The 17,579-nt window shown below is 72.5% G+C and carries 15 protein-coding genes and 1 pseudogene; 9 read left to right on the forward strand and 7 right to left on the reverse strand.

The annotated features are described in order from the left end of the window. Positions 1-29 precede the first annotated feature (29 nt). From QF027_RS37290 to QF027_RS37305, 4 genes are all read right to left on the reverse strand, one after another. Positions 30-1,427 carry an NAD(P)/FAD-dependent oxidoreductase gene (locus QF027_RS37290; RefSeq protein ID WP_307079614.1) on the reverse strand — a complete coding sequence of 466 codons (1,398 nt, stop codon included), beginning with the start codon at positions 1,425-1,427 and terminating at the stop codon, positions 30-32. Then, positions 1,420-1,719 (reverse strand): (2Fe-2S)-binding protein, encoded by a 300-nt coding sequence (locus QF027_RS37295; RefSeq protein ID WP_306974729.1) that lies wholly within the window; start codon positions 1,717-1,719, stop codon positions 1,420-1,422. The genes QF027_RS37290 and QF027_RS37295 overlap by 8 nt, the downstream gene beginning before the upstream one ends. Then, positions 1,716-2,879 carry an NAD(P)/FAD-dependent oxidoreductase gene (locus QF027_RS37300; RefSeq protein WP_307079616.1) on the reverse strand — a complete coding sequence of 388 codons (1,164 nt, stop codon included), beginning with the start codon at positions 2,877-2,879 and terminating at the stop codon, positions 1,716-1,718. The genes QF027_RS37295 and QF027_RS37300 overlap by 4 nt, the downstream gene beginning before the upstream one ends. A gap of 87 nt (positions 2,880-2,966) precedes the next feature. Continuing rightward, positions 2,967-3,791, reverse strand: a complete 825-nt coding sequence (locus tag QF027_RS37305; protein ID WP_307079618.1) for a hypothetical protein — start codon at positions 3,789-3,791, stop codon at positions 2,967-2,969. Positions 3,792-4,119: 328 nt separating this feature from the next. Between QF027_RS37305 and rsgA the strand changes: the two genes are divergently transcribed. The 3 genes from rsgA to QF027_RS37320 all read left to right on the forward strand — a co-directional run bounded on the left by rsgA (position 4,120) and on the right by QF027_RS37320 (position 7,248). After that, positions 4,120-5,220: a ribosome small subunit-dependent GTPase A gene (gene rsgA / locus QF027_RS37310; protein ID WP_306974722.1), complete on the forward strand. Its 1,101-nt coding sequence runs from the start codon at positions 4,120-4,122 to the stop codon at positions 5,218-5,220. A 163-nt stretch (positions 5,221-5,383) separates the two neighbouring features. Next, positions 5,384-6,763 carry a DNA-3-methyladenine glycosylase 2 family protein gene (locus tag QF027_RS37315; protein WP_307079620.1) on the forward strand — a complete coding sequence of 460 codons (1,380 nt, stop codon included), beginning with the start codon at positions 5,384-5,386 and terminating at the stop codon, positions 6,761-6,763. Positions 6,764-6,765: 2 nt separating this feature from the next. Next, positions 6,766-7,248, forward strand: coding sequence for a methylated-DNA--[protein]-cysteine S-methyltransferase (locus QF027_RS37320; RefSeq protein ID WP_307079622.1), 483 nt, complete (start codon positions 6,766-6,768; stop codon positions 7,246-7,248). On the opposite strand, the gene QF027_RS37325 is transcribed toward QF027_RS37320, so the two are convergent. Further along, the gene (locus QF027_RS37325) at positions 7,245-7,616 is read right to left on the reverse strand and encodes a PPOX class F420-dependent oxidoreductase (RefSeq protein WP_307079624.1); all 372 of its coding nucleotides are present in this window, start codon (positions 7,614-7,616) and stop codon (positions 7,245-7,247) included. The genes QF027_RS37320 and QF027_RS37325 overlap by 4 nt on opposite strands. An 88-nt stretch (positions 7,617-7,704) precedes the next feature. Continuing rightward, positions 7,705-8,190, reverse strand: a complete 486-nt coding sequence (locus QF027_RS37330) for a DUF456 domain-containing protein (RefSeq protein ID WP_307079626.1) — start codon at positions 8,188-8,190, stop codon at positions 7,705-7,707. Positions 8,191-9,933: 1,743 nt separating this feature from the next. Here QF027_RS37330 and QF027_RS37335 point away from each other — a divergent pair. The 3 genes and pseudogenes from QF027_RS37335 to QF027_RS37345 all read left to right on the forward strand — a co-directional run bounded on the left by QF027_RS37335 (position 9,934) and on the right by QF027_RS37345 (position 13,081). Then, the gene (locus QF027_RS37335; RefSeq protein ID WP_307079628.1) at positions 9,934-11,379 is read left to right on the forward strand and encodes a protein phosphatase 2C domain-containing protein; all 1,446 of its coding nucleotides are present in this window, start codon (positions 9,934-9,936) and stop codon (positions 11,377-11,379) included. A 430-nt stretch (positions 11,380-11,809) separates the two neighbouring features. After that, positions 11,810-12,684, forward strand: a pseudogene (locus tag QF027_RS37340) (thiamine pyrophosphate-dependent enzyme); the annotation flags it as partial. A 28-nt stretch (positions 12,685-12,712) separates the two neighbouring features. Beyond that, positions 12,713-13,081 (forward strand): bleomycin resistance protein, encoded by a 369-nt coding sequence (locus QF027_RS37345; RefSeq protein WP_306974711.1) that lies wholly within the window; start codon positions 12,713-12,715, stop codon positions 13,079-13,081. Here the strand turns inward: QF027_RS37345 and QF027_RS37350 are convergent. Beyond that, positions 13,078-14,904 carry a helix-turn-helix domain-containing protein gene (locus QF027_RS37350; RefSeq protein WP_307079631.1) on the reverse strand — a complete coding sequence of 609 codons (1,827 nt, stop codon included), beginning with the start codon at positions 14,902-14,904 and terminating at the stop codon, positions 13,078-13,080. The genes QF027_RS37345 and QF027_RS37350 overlap by 4 nt on opposite strands. A gap of 211 nt (positions 14,905-15,115) precedes the next feature. On the opposite strand from QF027_RS37350, the gene QF027_RS37355 reads away from it, so the two are divergent. The 3 genes from QF027_RS37355 (at position 15,116) to QF027_RS37365 (ending at position 17,472) form a co-directional block, all read left to right on the forward strand. Beyond that, complete coding sequence (locus QF027_RS37355; protein WP_307079633.1) at positions 15,116-15,727, forward strand: hypothetical protein; 612 nt, start codon at positions 15,116-15,118, stop codon at positions 15,725-15,727. 107 nt (positions 15,728-15,834) lie between these two features. Next, positions 15,835-16,299, forward strand: coding sequence for a hypothetical protein (locus QF027_RS37360; RefSeq protein WP_307079636.1), 465 nt, complete (start codon positions 15,835-15,837; stop codon positions 16,297-16,299). A gap of 750 nt (positions 16,300-17,049) precedes the next feature. Beyond that, positions 17,050-17,472 carry an ATP-binding protein gene (locus QF027_RS37365; RefSeq protein WP_306974702.1) on the forward strand — a complete coding sequence of 141 codons (423 nt, stop codon included), beginning with the start codon at positions 17,050-17,052 and terminating at the stop codon, positions 17,470-17,472. Positions 17,473-17,579 lie beyond the last annotated feature (107 nt).

Below are 17,579 nucleotides of genomic sequence, written 5' to 3' on the forward strand. Positions count from 1 at the left end.
TGGATCCCCTCTCAACAAGGTGTGACATATCACTGGTCCTCTGTCTCTCCGGCCCGGGCCAGTACGCCCAGCGGCACCGGCCGGGCGAACGGCCTGCGGCCCGCCGACTCCGCGCACCCGGCGACACCGGCCACGCCGGGCCCGCACACCCGGCCCTGGCACCAGCCCATCCCGGCCCGCGTCAGCAGCTTCACGGTCCTCAGGTCACCGGCCCCCAGCTCGCGCACCGCCTCCCGCACCGCACCGGCCGACACCTCCTCGCAGCGGCACACCACCGTCCCGTCGGTGACCTGCTCGGCCCAGTGCGCGGGCGGCACGTAGACGGAGTCGACGGCGGTGAAGAAGGCCCGCAGCCCGGCCCGGGTGCGCGCGGCGGCCGCCCACTCACCGGGATCCGGCGCCCGCCCGGCCAGCCGCGCCGCGATCGACCGCCCGGCGATGTGTCCCTCGGTGAGTGAGAGGGCGGCGCCGCCGATGCCGGTGGTCTCGCCCGCCGCCCACACACCCGGCACGTCGGTGCGCTGCTCGTCGTCGACGTACACGTCCGTCCCGTCGACCCGGCAGCCCAGCGCGTCGGCGAGGTCGGTGTGCGGCAGCATGCCGTGACTCACGGCCAGGGTGTCGCAGACGAGGCGTCGGCGGGTGTCCTGGCGCAGCCGCCCGTCCCGGTCGAGGGCCGCGATCGTCACCGCCTCCAGCCGCTCGGCGCCGTGCGCCGCCACGACGGTGTGATGGAGGAGAGTGCGTACCCGGTGCCGGAGCAACTGCCCCGCGTACTGGGCCCCTTCGGCCACCTTGACCGGTCGGCCCGCCAGCGCCCGGGACCGTCGTACGAACGACTTCGGGTCGGCCGAGTCCACCAGCGCGGCGACCGTCGCGCCCGCCGCTGCGAGGCCGGTGGCGACGGGCAGCAGCAGCGGCCCGGTCCCGGCGACGACGGCGGTACGGCCGGGCAGCACGAGCCCGCCCTTGAGCATGGCCTGCGCCCCGCCCGCCGTGACGACACCGGGCAGGGTCCAGCCGGGGAAGGGCAGCACCTTCTCGTAGCCGCCGGTGGCGAGGAGGACCGCCGTCGCGCGTATCTCGGCCGGCTGCTCCTGCTCGGGGCCGGTGAGGGCGTGCACGGCGAACCCGACGGTGTCCCGGCGCTCGACGAACCAGACATGATGATCCGTCACCTGCCTTACGGTGCCCGCCTGTACGTGGGCGCGCAAGCCGTCCCGCAGTCGCTCCCAGGCCCTCCACTGGTGATGCAGTGCCTGCGGTCGGCGGGCCCCGAGCCCTGGTGCGGGCTGCCGGTAGAACTGTCCGCCCGCCTCCGTGGCCGAGTCGATCAGGGTGACCCGGATGCCCCGGGCGGCCGCCGCGAGGGTGGCCGCGAGTCCGGCCGGACCCGCGCCGATCACCGCCAGGCCCGGCTCAGTCATCGTGGCCCGTTCCCTCCTGCGTGCGGATCGCGTCGCCCGGCTGCAAGGGCATCAGACAAGCCCGTTGGTTCGGGCGGTCGTTGACGGTCACCAGGCAGTCGAAGCAGACGCCGATGCCGCAGAAGATCCCGCGCGGGCGTCCCTCGCCGCGGGTGGTGCGCCAGGAGGTGACGCCCGCCGTCCACAGGGCGGCGGCGACGGTCTGGCCGGGCAGGGCTTCGATCTCCCGCCCGTCGAGAGTGACGGTGAAGGCGGGACCGGGCTCGGCGCGCACCAGTTCCAGCGGGTTCATGAGGCCTCCTCGGAGTCGGAAGCGGGGAAACGGTCGGGACGGAAGGGTGCGAGATCGAGCTCGGGAGCGTGCCCGGTCAGTACCTGGGCGATCAACTGCCCTGTCCCGGTGGACAGTCCGATGCCCGCGCCCTCGTGCCCGCAGGCGTGGAACAGCCCCGGCACCCGCGGATCGGGGCCGATCGCGGGCAGGTGATCGGGCATGTACGGCCGGAAGCCGAGGTACGTCCGCATCGCGCGCACCCGCTCCAGGAACGGGAACAGCCGGGTCGCGCCCGCCGCCAGCGCGCGCAACGCGGGCAGCGACAACGACCGGTCGAAGCCCACCCGTTCACGGGTCGCGCCGATCAGGACGGGTCCGGCCGCCGTTCCCTCGACGACCGGTGAGGTCTGCAGGGCCGCCGAGTCGCTGGCCACGTCGGCCACGTAGTCGGCGGCGTACACCTTGTGGTGGACCAGGCGGGGGAGCGGCTCGGTGACCAGGACGAAGCCGCGCCGGGGGAGCACGGGCAGGCTCACTCCCGCCAGCGCGGCCAGCTCACCGCCCCAGGTCCCGGCGGCGTTGACGACATGCGGGGCATGGATCTCGCCCCGGCCGGTCCGCACCCCGCGTACGGCACCGTCGGCGCCGCGCAGCACCTCGGTCACCGCCGCGCCGGTGAACAGCCGGGCACCCGAGGCCCGTACGAGATGAGCGGCGGCCAGCGTCGGCATGACCTGGGCGTCCTGGGGATACAGCACACCGCCCGTGAGTCCGGGCGCCAACCGGGGCTCCAGCTCCCGGAGCCGGCCTGCGTCCACCCGCACCGCCTCGACGCCTGCGGCCCGTTGCCCGGTCGCGAACTTCTCCAGTGCTTCGAGGCCGTCGGGCGTGGAGGCCACGACCACGCCGCCCTTGAGTTCGTACTCGATGGCGTCGCCGACCTCCTCCGCCAACTCGGTCCACAACCGGCCGGACAGCAGGGCGAGTTCGAGCTCGGGTCCCGGCTCCTTGTCGGAGACCAGGAGATTGCCCTCACCGGCGCCGGTCGTACCGCCGGCCACCGGACCGCGGTCGACGACGATCACGTCGAGGCCCGCCCGGGCGGCGTACAGGGCACAGGACGCGCCCACCATCCCGGCTCCGACGACCACGACATCGCAGGTCAGTCGCTTGCTCACATCAGTACTATGTCACATGCCGCTGTGCCGGGGAACACCCCGACATCGGACCGCCGGGGCTGGAGGACGGACGGGACTCACCGGCCGTCAGTCGATCTCACTCGGGTCGGCGGACGGGGTCCGGCCCGCCTGGACGTCCTCGAGACGTGCCGCGCCCAGCTTCGCCGCCTGCTCGGTGGTGTCGTCGTCGGCTCCGTCGAGGCCGCCGTTGGTGAAGGTGATCGCGTCCCTGCCGAACCGCAGGGCCGCGACGTCGAGGGTGAGGGTGGTGGGCGCCCCGCCCGAGGTGCCCTGGACCGTGACCTGCAGCCCCTGCCGGGCATCGCCCTCCTTGGGAAGGGAGGTCGCGACCACCTGGACCGTGCGCTGCCCGCCCGAGCTGTCCTTCGCCGTGAACTGGTCGCACTTGACCGGCAGGCTCTTCAACCAGGCGAAGGACGTGTCCAGCCCGGCCTTGTCATAGGCGGCCACCTGGTACAGCAGCCGGGAATCGCCCTCCTTGAAGCCGGTGAGCGCGGACGCCCCGGACGGCTTGCCCAGGAGCTCGTCGTCGTAGAGCCGGTCGAGCAGCTTCTGGCAGTCGGCCGCGTCGGCCTTGGCGGTGAGGAAGTCGGCGACGTCCACCTGGCCGACCAGCAGGCTGTCGCGCCAGGTGGCCGCGTTCTTGACCTGCGTCCAGTCGTCCTCCAGATCCGCCTCCGTCACCAGCGCGGCACGCGCCCCGGCCGGGGTGAGCGCGGCCGGGGACTGCTGTGCGAGCGGCGAGGAGGAGATCTCCGTGGTGATCTCCGTGGGGTTCGCGCGGTCCGGACCGCTGTCGTCACCGTCCGAACACGCGGCGGTCGTCAACAGGGCTCCGGCCGCCAGAGCCGAGGCGAGGACGCGGAAGGGGCGGGACGGACGGTGGGTCATCACGAGATCTCCTGGAGATGAGGGTGGCTTCCATGCCACAACCGCTCCTCCCGTACGACCAGCGCACCGGGCTGTTCGAGTGAGGGGGGCGAGGCCACCCGGGGTCCGGAAAACCGGTGGCGCCCCCGACGCCGGCGCCTCTAAGGTGAGAGCGCTTCGCACGGCGGCTCATGGCTGCCGTGCCCCGTGAGCGAGGAATGAGGGAGGTGTCGACCGATGGCTGTCTTTGCGATGAGCGCTGCTCGCATCCAGATCATCAAGTCCACCTCCGTGGCCGTCGGCTGACACCAACTCCTGGTGCCGGGGCCACCCTTGTGAAGGGTCTCCCTTGACTTCCAGCTCCACTTCTCGTGTTTTCTCCGCTCTCGCTCCCTACGGCTGGGACGAGGCGTGGGCGGAGGAGTTCGCCCCCTACGAGCCCGAGGGTCTCCTGCCCGGACGTGTGGTCCGGGTCGACCGCGGGCAGTGCGACCTCGTCACCGCCGAAGGGATGATGCGGGCCGACACGGCCTTCGTCACCCCGCCCGATCCGATGCGGGTCCTGTGCACCGGTGACTGGGCCGTCGTCGAGCCCGCGGGCAACCCTCGCTATGTACGGACGTATCTGCCACGCCGTACCGCTTTCGTGCGCTCCACCTCCTCCAAGCGGTCCGAGGGGCAGATCCTCGCGGCCAACGTCGACCACGCGATCGTCGCCGTGTCGCTGGCCGTCGAACTCGACCTCGGCCGCATCGAACGGTTCCTGGCCCTGGCCTGGGAGTCCGGCGCACAGCCGGTGGTCGTGCTCACCAAGGCCGACCTCGTGCCGGACGCGGTGACGCTCTCGCATCTCGTGCAGGACGTGGAGACGACGGCGCCGGGCGTCCCGGTGCTGACCGTCAGCGCGCTGGACGGGGAGGGACTCGACGTACTCGTCGCGGTCGTCTCCGGCGGTACGACCGTGCTGCTCGGGCAGTCCGGCGCGGGGAAGTCCACACTGGCGAACGTACTCATCGGCGAGGACGTGATGGCTGTGCAGGCCGCACGGGACGCGGACGGGAAGGGACGCCACACCACCACGACCCGCAACCTCCTCGCCCTGCCGGGCGGGGGCGTACTGATCGACACGCCCGGCCTCAGGGGCGTGGGGCTGTGGGACGCCGAGACCGGTGTCGGACAGGTCTTCTCCGAGATCGAGGCACTGGCCGAACAGTGCCGCTTCCACGACTGCGCGCACGAGAGCGAGCCGGGGTGCGCGGTGCTGGCCGCGATCGACTCCGGTGAGCTGCCCGAGCGGCGGCTGGAGAGCTACCGGAAGCTGATCCGGGAGAACCAGCGGATCGTGGCGAAGACGGACGCGCGGCTGCGTGCCGAGATCCGCAAGGACTGGAAGAAGAGGGGAGCGGAGGGGAAGGCGGCGATGGAGGCGAAGCGGGGGCGCTGGGCGTAAGGGCCGTCCGGCCGCGGCCGGACGGGGGCTGGTCGCGCGGTTCCCCGCGTCCCTGAGTGGGTGCAGTCGCGTCTGCCTGGCTGCACCCACGCGACTTCCCTCCATCACCGTGTCCGATTTCCGCCAGCGGCATCGTCGCCCACGGCGGAAACTGGAACACGTGATGGACGAAGACACCAGGTACGAAGCCGTCCGCAGCCGGGACGCCCGGTTCGACGGGGAGTTCTTCTTCGCTGTCGAGACGACCGGGATCTACTGTCGGCCCAGCTGTCCCGCGGTGACCCCGAAGCGTCGCAACGTCCGCTTCTACGCGACGGCCGCCGCCGCGCAGGGCTCCGGGTTCCGGGCCTGCCGGCGGTGCCGCCCGGACGCGGTCCCCGGTTCCGCGGACTGGAACGTACGGGCGGACGTGGTGGGCCGGGCGATGCGCCTGATCGGCGACGGTGTCGTCGACCGGGAGGGCGTCGCCGGGCTCGCCGGCCGCCTCGGCTACAGCGCCCGCCAGGTCCAGCGCCAGCTCACTGCCGAGCTCGGCGCCGGCCCCGTCGCCCTGGCCCGCGCCCAGCGGGCCCACACCGCGCGTGTCCTGCTCCAGACCACCGGCCTGCCGGTCACGGAGATCGCGTTCGCCTCGGGCTTCGCCAGCGTGCGGCAGTTCAACGACACGGTCCGGGAGATCTACGCCTCCACCCCCAGCGACCTGCGGGCCGCCGCCCGGACCGCACGCCGCGCGGCCACCCCCACGGCGGGCATTCCGCTACGACTGGCCCACCGCGGCCCCTACCGGTCCGGCGCCGTCTTCGACCTGCTGGAGAGCGAGGCCGTACCCGGCGTCGAGGAAGTGAGCGGGGCATCAGGGCGGCGCACCTACCGCCGTACCCTCCGCCTCCCGCACGGCACCGGCATCGTCGCCGTCCACGAACGCACCGGTACGACCGGAACCACCTCCGGCGCCAACCCCGGCGGCTGGCTCGACGCCCACCTGCACCTCACCGACCCCCGTGACCTGACCACCGCCGTCGGACGGCTGCGGCGGCTCTTCGACCTCGACGCCGATCCCTACGCCGTCGACGAGCGGCTCGGCGAGGACACCCGGCTCGCTCCCCTGGTCGCCGCCCGCCCAGGACTCCGGTCGCCCGGCGCCGCCGACCCCGAGGAGTTCGCCGTACGGGCACTGGTGGGCCGTAGCGCATCCGAGCGGCTCGTCCGGCGATACGGCAAGACCCTGGACGCACCCTGCGGCAGCCTCGCCCACCTCTTCCCCGAGCCCGCGGCCCTTTCGGAGGCGGCCGGCCCTCTGGGCACGCTGGCCACCGCCCTGGCCGACGGGGCCGTACGACTCGATCCGGGCGCCGACCGCGACGAGGCGCAGCACGCACTCCTCGCCCTGCCCGGCCTGGACGCCCGTACGGTCGCCGTCATCCGCACCCGCGCCCTCGGTGACCCCGATGTCGCCCCACCGGGCCTCGACACCCCCGACACCTGGCGCCCCTGGCGCTCCTACGCCTGGCAACACCTGCGCACAGCAGGAGAGTTGGAGTAATCATGGCCATCCGCTGGAACCGTCTCGACAGCCCCGTCGGCACCCTGCTCCTCACCGCCGACGAGACCGGCGCGCTGACCTCGCTGTCCGTTCCGGAGCAGAAGAAGGGCCGTACCGTCCAGGAGGGTTGGATCCACGACCCCACCCCCTTCCGGGATGCGGAGGAGCAGCTCGCCGCCTACTTCGCCGGTGAACTCAAGGAGTTTCAGCTCGAGTTGCGTCCTGAAGGCACCGAGTTCCGGACCCGAGTCTGGGACGCCCTCGACGACGTTCCGTACGGGGCGACCACGACGTACGGCGAGATCGCCGCCCGCGTCGGTGCCTCCCGCGTCGCCGTCCGTGCCGTAGGGGGCGCGATCGGCGCGAACCCCCTGCTGATCCTCCGCCCGTGCCACCGGGTCATCGGCGCGAACGGCCTGCTCACCGGGTACGCGGGCGGCCTGGAGCGCAAGACGGCCCTGCTCACCCTCGAAGGGGCCCTCTAGGACTCCTCGAGCCCCCAGCTGTGGATCCGTCGTGGATGGATGCGGATCAGTTCCTCGCTGAAGTGCGGGCCCAACTCGTGTGGGCCCGTGAGGAGTTCCGCCTCTCCACGGATGTCGATGCCACGCACCGTCCACGGCTTCAGACTCGCGATGTCATCGACGACCAGCGCGACCTTCGGGTTCTTCTGGAGATTGCGCCATTTCTTCGTGCGGCCCATCGCGTAGCCACCGATCAGGATGGTGCCGTCGTCCTGGGGGAAGAAGCCGACCGGGTTCGCCTGCGGCTGTCCCTGCGGGTCGACGGTGGCGAGTCGTCCCAGCCGCTGGGACTTCAGGTACGCGCGCTCGGCCTCGCTGAATGCGGTCATGGCAGCCACCCAAACACGCCCCGTGCCGCCCGCGCATCGGAATCTCGTCCTAGGCCTGTCCGGGGCTGCGGTCCTAGGTCGTCCCGGGTCAGCTGCCCCACAGCACCGTCCCCAGCCACGCGCCCATGATCAGCAGACATGTGAACAGCTCCGCCAGCACGCTGGAGCCGCCCGAGTGCATCGCCGTGCGCAGGGCGGCCTTCGCCGCCCCGTGGCGGCCGAGGCGGAGGCGTTCCGAGAGGTAGATGCCGCCCATGAACCCGGGGATCGCGCCGAGCACGGGGATCAGGAAGAAGCCGAGGAACGCGCCCGCTCCGGCGTAGACCGCCATGCGCGGGGTGGCCCCGCTCTCTCGCAGCCGGCGTGGCGGCAGCGCCCAGCGCACGACCTGGGAGAGGAACAGGGCGACCGTGGCCCCCACGAGCACACTCCACGCGAGCGGTTGCGGATCCTTCAGCGCCCACCACAGGACCGCGGCCCACACGAGCCACGACCCAGGCACCACGGGCAACAGAACCCCGACCAGGCCGAACAGCATGACCAGGCCGACCAGCAGGAGGTCCCACGCTCCCATGAGTCCAGGGTGCCGGAGGTAGGCAGAAAGCGCAGGTCAGCGATATCACCTCGGCCCGTTCCCGGCCCGTTGAGGAAGAGCTGCGCATCGGCCTCATGGCAGCGGGCACTCGGACCGTCGTCCGTCACAGCGCTGCGACAGGGAAGCGGGTCACACTCAGGGCCGACCCGACCGATACCCACGACGTGCGTCCACCGTAGGGGTCGGAGTCCGGGTCACTCGGCGTCGCCGGGCGGTTCTCCCGTGGGGGGTGGAACCGTCCGGCGACCCTTCGCAACACAGTTCGACGCGCGTGGCGGGGCTTGATTTTCGGGATGCCCCGTTTTCATACGGCCGGTGCGGTGGACAATTGGGGGCATGAGCCAGCAGGGGGGAACGCCCACCGGTCGCGGTCACGAGGACGACTGGTGGGGGCAGCTGTACGACTCCACCGACGACACGGGCCCCACACCGGCCCCGGACACCCTGGACGACCGCTTCGCCTCAGCGGCGGGGACGGTGCGGGACGGGTCGGGGGGCGGGCGGCTGAGCTTCGAGGCGGGGCTTGGTGAGGGACGGCCCGGCTTGGAGGCAGGGTCCGGTGAGGGTCAGCCGGGCTCGGGGGGAGGGCTCGGTGGCGGTCAGCCGGGTTCGCCGGCGGGGCTTGGTGGTGGATGGTCTGGGTCGGGGGCAGAGCCCGGTGGGGGTCAGCCGGGTTCGCCGGCGGGGCTTGGTGGTGGATGGTCTGGGTCGGAGGCAGAGCCCGGTGGGGGTCAGCCGGGTTCGGAGGCAGGGTCCGGTGGTGGACGGCCGGGCTCGGAGGCAAGGACCGGTGGTGGATGGCCGGGTTCGGAGGCAGGCCTCGGTGGTCGAGGGTCCGGGTCGGGGGCGGGGTCCGGTGGGGGTCAGCCGGGTTCGGAGGCAGGGTCCGGTGGTGGATGGCCGGGTTCGGAGGCAAGGACCGGTGGTGGACGGCCCGGCTCGGAGGCAGGCTTCGGTGAAGGACAGCCCGGTTCCGAGCCGGGTGCTGTGGACGAGCAGAGCCGTCGGCCCGGTACCGGGGTCCCCGGGCCGCGGACAGGTTTCTCCCGGGCGACGCCTCCCCCACCCGGCCCGCACCGCGTTCCCTGGCAGGCGCCACCCGACGCATCCGACGGCCCCGCGTCCTTCCCGCCCGGCCCCAAGCCGCCCGGCTTCGTCGAGCGGCCCGCCGAGGACCGCCCGCCCCCGCCACCCGGTGGCCGTACGTCCAGCGAGACGCCTCCGGCCACGACCGTTCCGCCCTCGCGCATGCCGACCGAGCCCCCGAGGCCGCCGACCGCGGCGCCCCCACACCCCTCAGCCCCGCCTCGCCCCGCGGCTCCACCCCCGCCACCGCAGGACGCCGACCGGGCCGTTTCGCCTGACGGCGGCGGCTTGGGTAGAGGTGGCGTCGGCGGGGCGGTCTCGCCCGGTGGGGTCGCTGATGCGCCGCAGGACGCCGACCGGGCCGTTTCGCCTGACGGCGGCGGCTCGAGCAGGGGTGGCTCCGGCGGAGCGGTTTCGCGGGGCGGTGCCGCTGACGGATCGCCGCAGGACGCTGACCGGGTCGTTTCCTCCGGCCGCGACGATTCCGGGGGGCGGGGTGTCGGTGGAGCGGTTTCGCGGGGTGGCCTCGCTGATGATGCGCCACACGACGGTGACCAGGCCCTTTGGCCTGACGGTGGCGGCTCGGGCAGGGGTGGCTCCGGCGGAGCGGCCTCGCGCAGTGGTGTCGCCGATGACGTGCCGCAGGACGCCGACCGGGCCGTTTCGGCAGACCGTGGTGATTCCGGAGGGTGGGGCGTCGGCGGAGTCGACCCGCGTGGCGGCGCCACGGACGGGGTCGGCTCGCGCAGGGGCGACCCCGCCTACGGCAGGCCGGCCCCCGTGGGCGGCGTCGAGGACGTGCCCACGTCTGGCGGCCCTGAGAACCCTCCAGAGCCCTCGGACCGAGGCGGAGCCGGCACGCGCCGCGTCGAAGGCGACTGGTGGGCCGTCGCACCCGGCGTCGAAGCCGACCTCGCCCAGGAATCCCCGGCAGCCGGCCCGGGATCCACTCAGCCCGACCCGACCCCTGAGCCCCCCGAACCACCCGGTCGTGGCCGGACCGCCGACCACGACCAGGACGGCCCCACCCAGGACCGCGAAGGTGCCGACCCGGACCCGGCCCCCGCGCCACAGGCACCCCGCACCGCCACCCGCGTGGACATCCCCACCCTCCCGCCCGCCCCCGTCGGATTCGTCGGCTCCGGCCCTCCCACCTACGACGCCGAACCCACCGCCCTCCCACCCGCCGACCCCGACGAACTCGACGACCTGGTGGCGGACACCGTGCTGGACGGGGCCAGGTACGGGGCGTGCACGCTGCGGGCGGTGTCCGTGCGAGGGGACTCGGCCAGGTTCCGCGGCGAGCCCCGAAGGGACTCCCTGCTCACCGCCCGTTTCGGCACCGGCGAGCAGGCGCTGATCCTCGTCGCCATGGCCACCGGCGCCCGCGCCACCCCCGGTGCCCACCGCGCCGCCGCCGAGGCCTGTCACTGGATCGGGCGGGCCGTGGGGCGCAGTCACGCCCGGCTCGCGCAGGACATCAGCGCCGCCCGCCGCGGCGACCTCAAGTCCGGGCTGCACCGGCTCACCGACCGCAGCCTCGGCAAGCTGCGCGCCAGCGCCGTCGAGCAGGGCACCGACCCGGAGGAATACGCCGCCACCTTGCGCTGTCTGCTCCTGCCCGCCGACCCCGACTGCCGGATCCGCGTCTTCTTCGGCGTCGGCGCGGGCGGCCTCTTCCGCCTCCGCGACGGCGAGTGGCACGACATCGAACCCCGCATCACCGACGCCACCGGCGAACCGGTCGTCGGCTTCGGCTCACTGCCGACCGAGACCCCCGAGGGCGACCGCCTCACCATGGACCTCGGCATCCCCACACCCCCGAGCCCCTACGAACCCGCCCCGGAGCCGCCCCGCGAACCCTTCCGCTTCCGCGCCTCCGTCGCCCGCCCGGGTGACACCCTCCTGATGTGCACCGGAGGCCTCGCCGACCCTCTGCGCGGCGAGCCGGAACTGTGCGAGTACCTCACGGAAAGGTGGTCAGGATCCCCGCCCGGCCTCGCCGCGTTCCTCGCCGACTCCCAAGTCCGGGTCAAGGGATACGCGGACGACCGTACAGCCGCCGCTGTTTGGGAGGCGTGATCGCGGCCATTGTGGATGGATGGACCCAAGGAGACCGAAGGGGTTGATAACTGCTCGCCAGGGAGTACGTACGAGGTCGAGTTAGCTCGATCGGGTGATCGCCTGCTGGCGGACTTGCGGCGTCCTGGGCCGATCGGGCTAACGTGATCGTGCGATCTGGGACGCCAGTACGGCGCCAGCGTGCGGGGCCCCCGCTCCACCAGAGGATGGTCCAGGGCCTCCCCGCCGCCTCTGGCCGTATCTATGTGGCCAGGTCGCGGAGGGAACTGGCCTCCCGGGCCCGGACCACGCACAGGATGCGTGTCGCCGCCCCGGGGTCGAGTACGCCGGGGACCAGCTCGCCCAAGACCGTTCGGGGCGCGCGGCTGAACGGACTCACTCCGCTCAGTCCACAGGAACGGTGCATGGATCCATGGCCAAGCAGAACGTCGCCGAACAGTTCGTGGATCCCAAGCAGATGCCCAGGCTGCTCCAGACCGCCATCCAGAACGCCGTCGGCCGCTCCGGCGTCAGCGTCGTCACCCTCCCCGGCGACATCGCCGACCAGCCCGCCCCCGACAAGGCCGCCGAGACCGCCCTCGTCACCTCCCGGCCCAGCGTCCGCCCCGGTGACGCCGAGATCGACAAGCTCGTCGAGATGATCGACAAGGCAGACAGGGGGCCTCCGTACTCGACGAACTCGCCGACGACGACGCCGTGTTCACCGTCGACACCGGCATGTGCAATGTGTGGGCCGCCCGTTACATCTCGCCCAACGGCCGCCGCCGCGTGATCGGTTCCTTCTCGCACGGCTCGATGGCCAATGCCCTGCCGATGGCGATCGGGGCGCAGTTCACCGACCTCGGGCGACAGGTCGTGTCGATGTCCGGCGACGGCGGATTCTCCATGCTGATGGGCGACTTCCTGACCCTGGTCCAGTACGACCTCCCCGTGAAGGTCGTCCTCTTCAACAACTCCTCGCTGGGCATGGTCGAGTTGGAGATGCTGGTCGCCGGGCTCCCGTCCTACGGCACCACCAACAAGAACCCCGACTTCGCGGCCGTGGCCCGTGCCTGCGGTGCCCATGGCGTGCGCGTGGAGAAGCCCAAGGACCTCGCCGGGGCCCTGAAGTCGGCGTTCAAGCACAAGGGTCCCGCCCTCGTCGACATCGTCACCGACCCCAACGCCCTTTCCATCCCGCCGAAGATCAGCACCGAGATGGTCACCGGCTTCGCCCTGTCCGCCTCGAAGATCGTCCTCGACGGAGGAGTCGGCCGCATGCTCCAGCTGGCCCGCTCCAACCTCCGGAACGTGCCCCGGCCCTGAGGAGCCCCATAGCTGCAAGACTGGCCGCATGCCAGAAATCGCCTTCACCGAAGTCGCGCCCGTCGTCCCTGTCCGGAACCTTGCCGCGGCCCTGGAGCGATACCGTCGGCTGGGCTTCGCCGCGCGTGCCTACGACGGTCCGCAGCGGTACGGCTTCGTCGAACGGGGTGCGGTCTCGATGCACCTCAGCGAGTGGTCCGAGCACGACCCTCTGCGCACCGGAGCCGTCGTCTACCTGTACGTGAGCGACGCCGACGCCGTCCATGCCGAGTGGGCGGCCTCCGGCGTCGAGGGCCGCTTCGTCGAGCCGGCCGACACGCCTTACGGGCTACGGGAGTTCGCCTACGTGGACCCCGACGGCACGGCTCACCGTGTGGGGTCCGCGTCCGTCTCCTAGCTGTCGTAGTCCACCCAGGCCCGCTCACCTGCGGTGTTCGTGCCGTACCAGTAACGGGGCAGGCCCTTGATGGCGGTCGTGCGGAACGGGCGGCCGTTGTCGTCGACGCGGGCCGTACCGGTGCGGCCCTGGGAGGACCAGTCCAGTTCCAGGTACCAATTGCAGTCGCAGCCCTCGGTCTCCGCCGTGACCAGCAGCACCTCCGGGTCCTCGGAGGAGACGCGGTAGGGCATCCTGACGGCCGGGATGACGTTCTCGCCGTCGTTGCCGGACTGCGAGTGGGCGATCGGCCGGTCCTTGTCCAGGTCGACGGAGAAGTAGCGCGGGGTGAGAGCGCCTCCGCAACCCTGGTCCATGGCGTACGCGTTGCCCTTGGCCGGGGTCTCGCGTGAGACGACCCGGACCCGGAGGTCCTCCAGGACGACGGCCGTCGAGTTCCGGCCCTGCACCGAGATCTGCACCATGGTCTGCCGGCCGTGGATCGCGCCCAGCGTGCCTGCCCAGTTCGCGGCGTCCTGGGCCGTCGGGGGCGGCGGGACCTGGGCGGGCGGCTTGTCGATGACGTAGTCGTGGCCGCAGCCCGCGTTCCAGACGTGGGAGTTGACGGTCCAGGTGAGCGGGGTACCGGTGGCGGCTCCCTGCTGTCCGGACTTGCCTGTGCCCTTCGTGGCGGCGCCGCCGCCCGTCGCCGACGCGGAGGGGCTGTTCCGGGTGCCCTTGGGCGACGGGGAGCCGGAGGTGGCGGAGGCGCTCGGCGACTTGGACGGGGAGTGGCGGGGCGAGCCCGACGCCGTCGTAGTCGTAGAGGACGACGGGTCCGGGGCCTGAGCGACCTCGTCCGACGCGGAACGCCCCGAGGGCAGCGCCGACAGACTGCCCAGCGTCGCGAGAAGCGCCACCGCGGCGGCCGCGGCCATGGCGACGCGCCGACGGCGGTACCAGGGGCGGGGCGGGGCACCGCGCCCCGCGATCAAGGCGCCCCCCTCACCCTCGGAACTCGCGCCCACCTCGCCGCTCACCGCACCGACGGCCACCGCGTGGCTGTCTGTCGCCGCGCCCATTTCGCCGACCGCGCCGAGGCTCGGCACGCTGTCGCCCACCGCGCAGCTGTCTGTCGCTGCGCTCAGCTCGTCGACCGCACCGCCGCTCGCCGCGCGGCTGTCTGTCGCCGCGCCCATTTCGCCGACCGCGCCGAGGCTCGGCACGCTGTCGCCCACCGCGCCGCTGTCTGTCGCTGCGCTCAGCTCGTCGACCGCACCGCCGCTCGCCGCGCGGCTGTCTGTCGCCGCGCCCATTTCGCCGACCGCACCGCCGCTCACCGCACCGCCGCTCACCGCGCCGCCGACCACCGCGGTGCCAGCCGCCGCGGTCACGCCGTCGGCTGTCGCTGACGTACCGCCATCTGCCGCGGGTGCCCGATCAGCCGCCGCCGTCGCGTGGTCAGTTGCCCCTGCCCCGCTTCCCTCGCCGACTGCTGCTTCCGTTGCCGTAGCGCCGACCGTCCCCGCTGCCGCGTCCGCCGGCGGACGCGCGGCCTCCGCCGCCTCCCCGGCCCGTGGCCGCTGTCGCGCCGCCACCGCCGAGAGCCACAGCCGGTGCAGATCCATCCGCTCCTCGGCCGATGCCCCGCACAGCGCCGCGAACCGCTCGACGGGTGCGAAGTCGACCGGTACCGCGTCGCCCGCGCAATACCGGTGCAGGGTCGAGGTGTTCATGTTCAGCCGCCGGGCCAGCGAACCGTAGCTGCGGTCCGTGCGCTCCTTCAGGCGCCGCAGCAGGGCCGCGAACTCCTGGACATCGTCCTGTGGTTCCGGTGCCGACAACGATTCCCCCCTGATCCCGTATCCCAGGCACTCCCTATACCTGCACGTCAGACGGCCTGGGATGGTTCCATGCAGACGGATCCCGTGTCCCGTGTTGCATCCGCCCCGTGTGACCGCTGATGCTCTTGGTGTCGCACCGACCGGGCCGGACCGACCATCCGCCGTCGTCGTGGCATCCCACACTCATGCACGTATCTCACGGGGGACACCCATGCCCAAGCGCACCCGAGCAGGCGCGCTCACCGTACTCTCTCTCACCGGCCTCGTGCTCGGCGTCACACTCGCCGTGCAGGCCGGGGCCGCGCCGGCCGCGCCCACGTTCCTCTTGGCCGCCGACCTCCCGCCACACCCCTCGTCCGCCTGGACGGCGGGCAAGGTGACCGACGGCGTCCCGGACGAACTGCTGCTCTGCCTCGAGGACGCGCTGCCGGGCTACGACTCCCGGTACCGCGACTTCCGCACCGAACTGGAGACCAGCGCCCGCCAGCTGACGATCGAGGTCGGCACCAAGGCCAAGGCCGCGGCCCTCGCCACCCGCATGAACAAGGAGATCCGCACCTGCGCGGACCGCCTCGAGCAGGCCGACCCGGAGCTCGAGGCGACGTACAAGGACTACGGCAAGGTCGCGGTCGAGGAGGGCGCCCGGGTGCACGGCCTGCACACGGCGTACTCGTACGGCGCCACCGACATCCGGCTGCTGTCCGTCGGCCGGGACGACCGGACCGTCACCGTCGTGGAGTGGTCCCAGATGGGTGACTTCGCCAGTGCCCCGGTGAAGGCCTTCAAGAAGACGACCGCGACCGCGGTGAACAAGCTCCACTGAGAACCGGGGCCGCCCTCCCGCACGGGGGTCGGGCGGGCGGCCCCGCCCGGATCGCATCACCATCGGAAAAGACTCAGAAAGATTCAGAAAGAAAACGGGGAACACAGATGAACACGACCAAGGCGACCCGCCGCACCACCCTGGCTGTCGGCCTCGCCCTGGCCCTCGGCCTCGGCGTCACCGCCCAGGCCTCCGCCGGAGCACCGCACAGCGTGAGCGGGAAGCCCTCCGACAACATCACCCGCATCGCCGACTTCTACGGCGCCTACATCGACGCGGTCACCGACGAGGGCGGCGGTGCACTCCAGGACGCGCTCCGCGCGCACTACCTCACCCCGGCCTTCCAGAAGGAACTGAACGCCTGGGAGGACAAGGAGCACGCCGACGGCGTCCTGCGCGCCCAGAACGTGCCCCTCGCCTGGAAGGTCACCGACAACGGCACCGCCGACCACACGGAGGCCGTCGTCACCCTCACCTGGAGTGCCGGCCGGACCAGCACCCTCGTCGTCGACATGACCCGCGGCAGCCACAAGATCTTCCACATCGGCACCAAGGGCCTCGCGGGCAAGTAGCGGCGGATTCCGGCCAGTTTCCCGACTGCCACACCCCTTCGTCGGGTACGGCGAGGTCGGCAGTGCGGGGTCGGCGGATCGGCCCATGCCCGGTGGTCCCGGTGTCCCGGTGTCCCGGACCCACGTGGCTCACCAGCCCTGCGGCGCCGTGGGGCCGGCTGCCGACTCCGGGAACGGATGCACCGGCTCACCTCCGCTCGCCGGACCCGATCGCCGGGTGCCTGCGGCGGGGGTGCACGCGGTTTCAGGGAGCGCGGGTCGTCGTACGGCAGGCTCCTCACCTCGAGGCCCGGACCGGAACGCAACCACCCCGCCGACCAGGTGATTTCCCGCGCCTTCCCGGCGTGAAAGGCTCGCGCGGCGTCCGAAGGGGCCGGTACCCCGGCACCGGTTCGCAGGGCACATGTCGCGCGGAGGGGCCCGGCGGCACACGCGCCGCGTGTCGGGCGGGCCGTACGGACCGCCGCGGGGCGCCGCCCCATCGGACGGGCACCGCCGCGCGCGGCGGTCCGCGGGGCGTGGCCCGGGATTCGTCCGCTCTGTCGGCATGGCCGTGGTCGCCACCGCAAACGTGGCCGAACACCTGGTCGTTGACGATTCGACATGACTGCCGCATGAGCTACGGGGCATGGATCCCCGTGAACGTGTTCGAGCAGGAGGGGAACCGACATCGGCACGCGGGCGGGGGTCATGAAGAGGCAGGCACGAGGAGGCGGTCCCACGACAGTAGGGGCCTTCTCGGCAAAGACCGTGGAGGAGAAGGCCGACAGCGCCCTGGAGCAGGCGCAGTCGCCTCAGCTCCGGCGCAGACTGGAGCAGGCGGACCTGGGGGCCGTACCTGAGACACGCAGGGCCTTGCGCGAGCTGTTACGACATTGGGGGAGGCCCGGACGATCCGAGATAGCCGAACTGCTCACCAGTGAACTCGTCACCAACGCACTCGTGCACACCGACCACGACGCGGTCGTCACGGCCACGGTGGGGCCCCGGGCGCTGAGGGTCGAGGTGCGGGACTTCGTCGCCCGCAGACCCCGGATGCGCGTACCGACCGCCGACGACGGTACACATGGCAGGGGTCTGGTCCTGGTGCAGTCGCTCGCGGACGCCTGGGGCGTACGGGCACACGGCGTGGGCAAGGCCGTCTGGTTCGAACTCGACGCCGGAACGGCGTGAACCACGGGAAGGGGGCGTGACCGCGTCGGTCACGCCCCCTTCCCGTGGTGCTCCGGCCTCTCGGCCGCGCCCTTCAGGCCCTGGCGTTGGCCCTGGCCTCGGCTTTC

Origin of the sequence: Streptomyces canus, from assembly GCF_030816965.1 — a bacterium.
Taxonomy (GTDB): Bacteria; Actinomycetota; Actinomycetes; order Streptomycetales; family Streptomycetaceae; genus Streptomyces; species Streptomyces canus_E.

Excerpts from the sequence above, each read along its gene's own strand:
- QF027_RS37355 (WP_307079633.1), top strand. The coding sequence starts at position 15,116 with ATGCCCAAGCGCACCCGAGCAGGCGCGCTCACCGTACTCTCTCTCACC.
- QF027_RS37330 (WP_307079626.1), bottom strand. The coding sequence starts at position 8,190 with ATGGGAGCGTGGGACCTCCTGCTGGTCGGCCTGGTCATGCTGTTCGGC.
- QF027_RS37290 (WP_307079614.1), bottom strand. The coding sequence starts at position 1,427 with ATGACTGAGCCGGGCCTGGCGGTGATCGGCGCGGGTCCGGCCGGACTC.
- QF027_RS37345 (WP_306974711.1), top strand. The coding sequence starts at position 12,713 with ATGCCAGAAATCGCCTTCACCGAAGTCGCGCCCGTCGTCCCTGTCCGG.
- QF027_RS37320 (WP_307079622.1), top strand. The coding sequence starts at position 6,766 with ATGGCCATCCGCTGGAACCGTCTCGACAGCCCCGTCGGCACCCTGCTC.
- QF027_RS37295 (WP_306974729.1), bottom strand. The coding sequence starts at position 1,719 with ATGAACCCGCTGGAACTGGTGCGCGCCGAGCCCGGTCCCGCCTTCACC.
- QF027_RS37305 (WP_307079618.1), bottom strand. The coding sequence starts at position 3,791 with ATGACCCACCGTCCGTCCCGCCCCTTCCGCGTCCTCGCCTCGGCTCTG.
- QF027_RS37315 (WP_307079620.1), top strand. The coding sequence starts at position 5,384 with ATGGACGAAGACACCAGGTACGAAGCCGTCCGCAGCCGGGACGCCCGG.
- QF027_RS37325 (WP_307079624.1), bottom strand. The coding sequence starts at position 7,616 with ATGACCGCATTCAGCGAGGCCGAGCGCGCGTACCTGAAGTCCCAGCGG.
- QF027_RS37360 (WP_307079636.1), top strand. The coding sequence starts at position 15,835 with ATGAACACGACCAAGGCGACCCGCCGCACCACCCTGGCTGTCGGCCTC.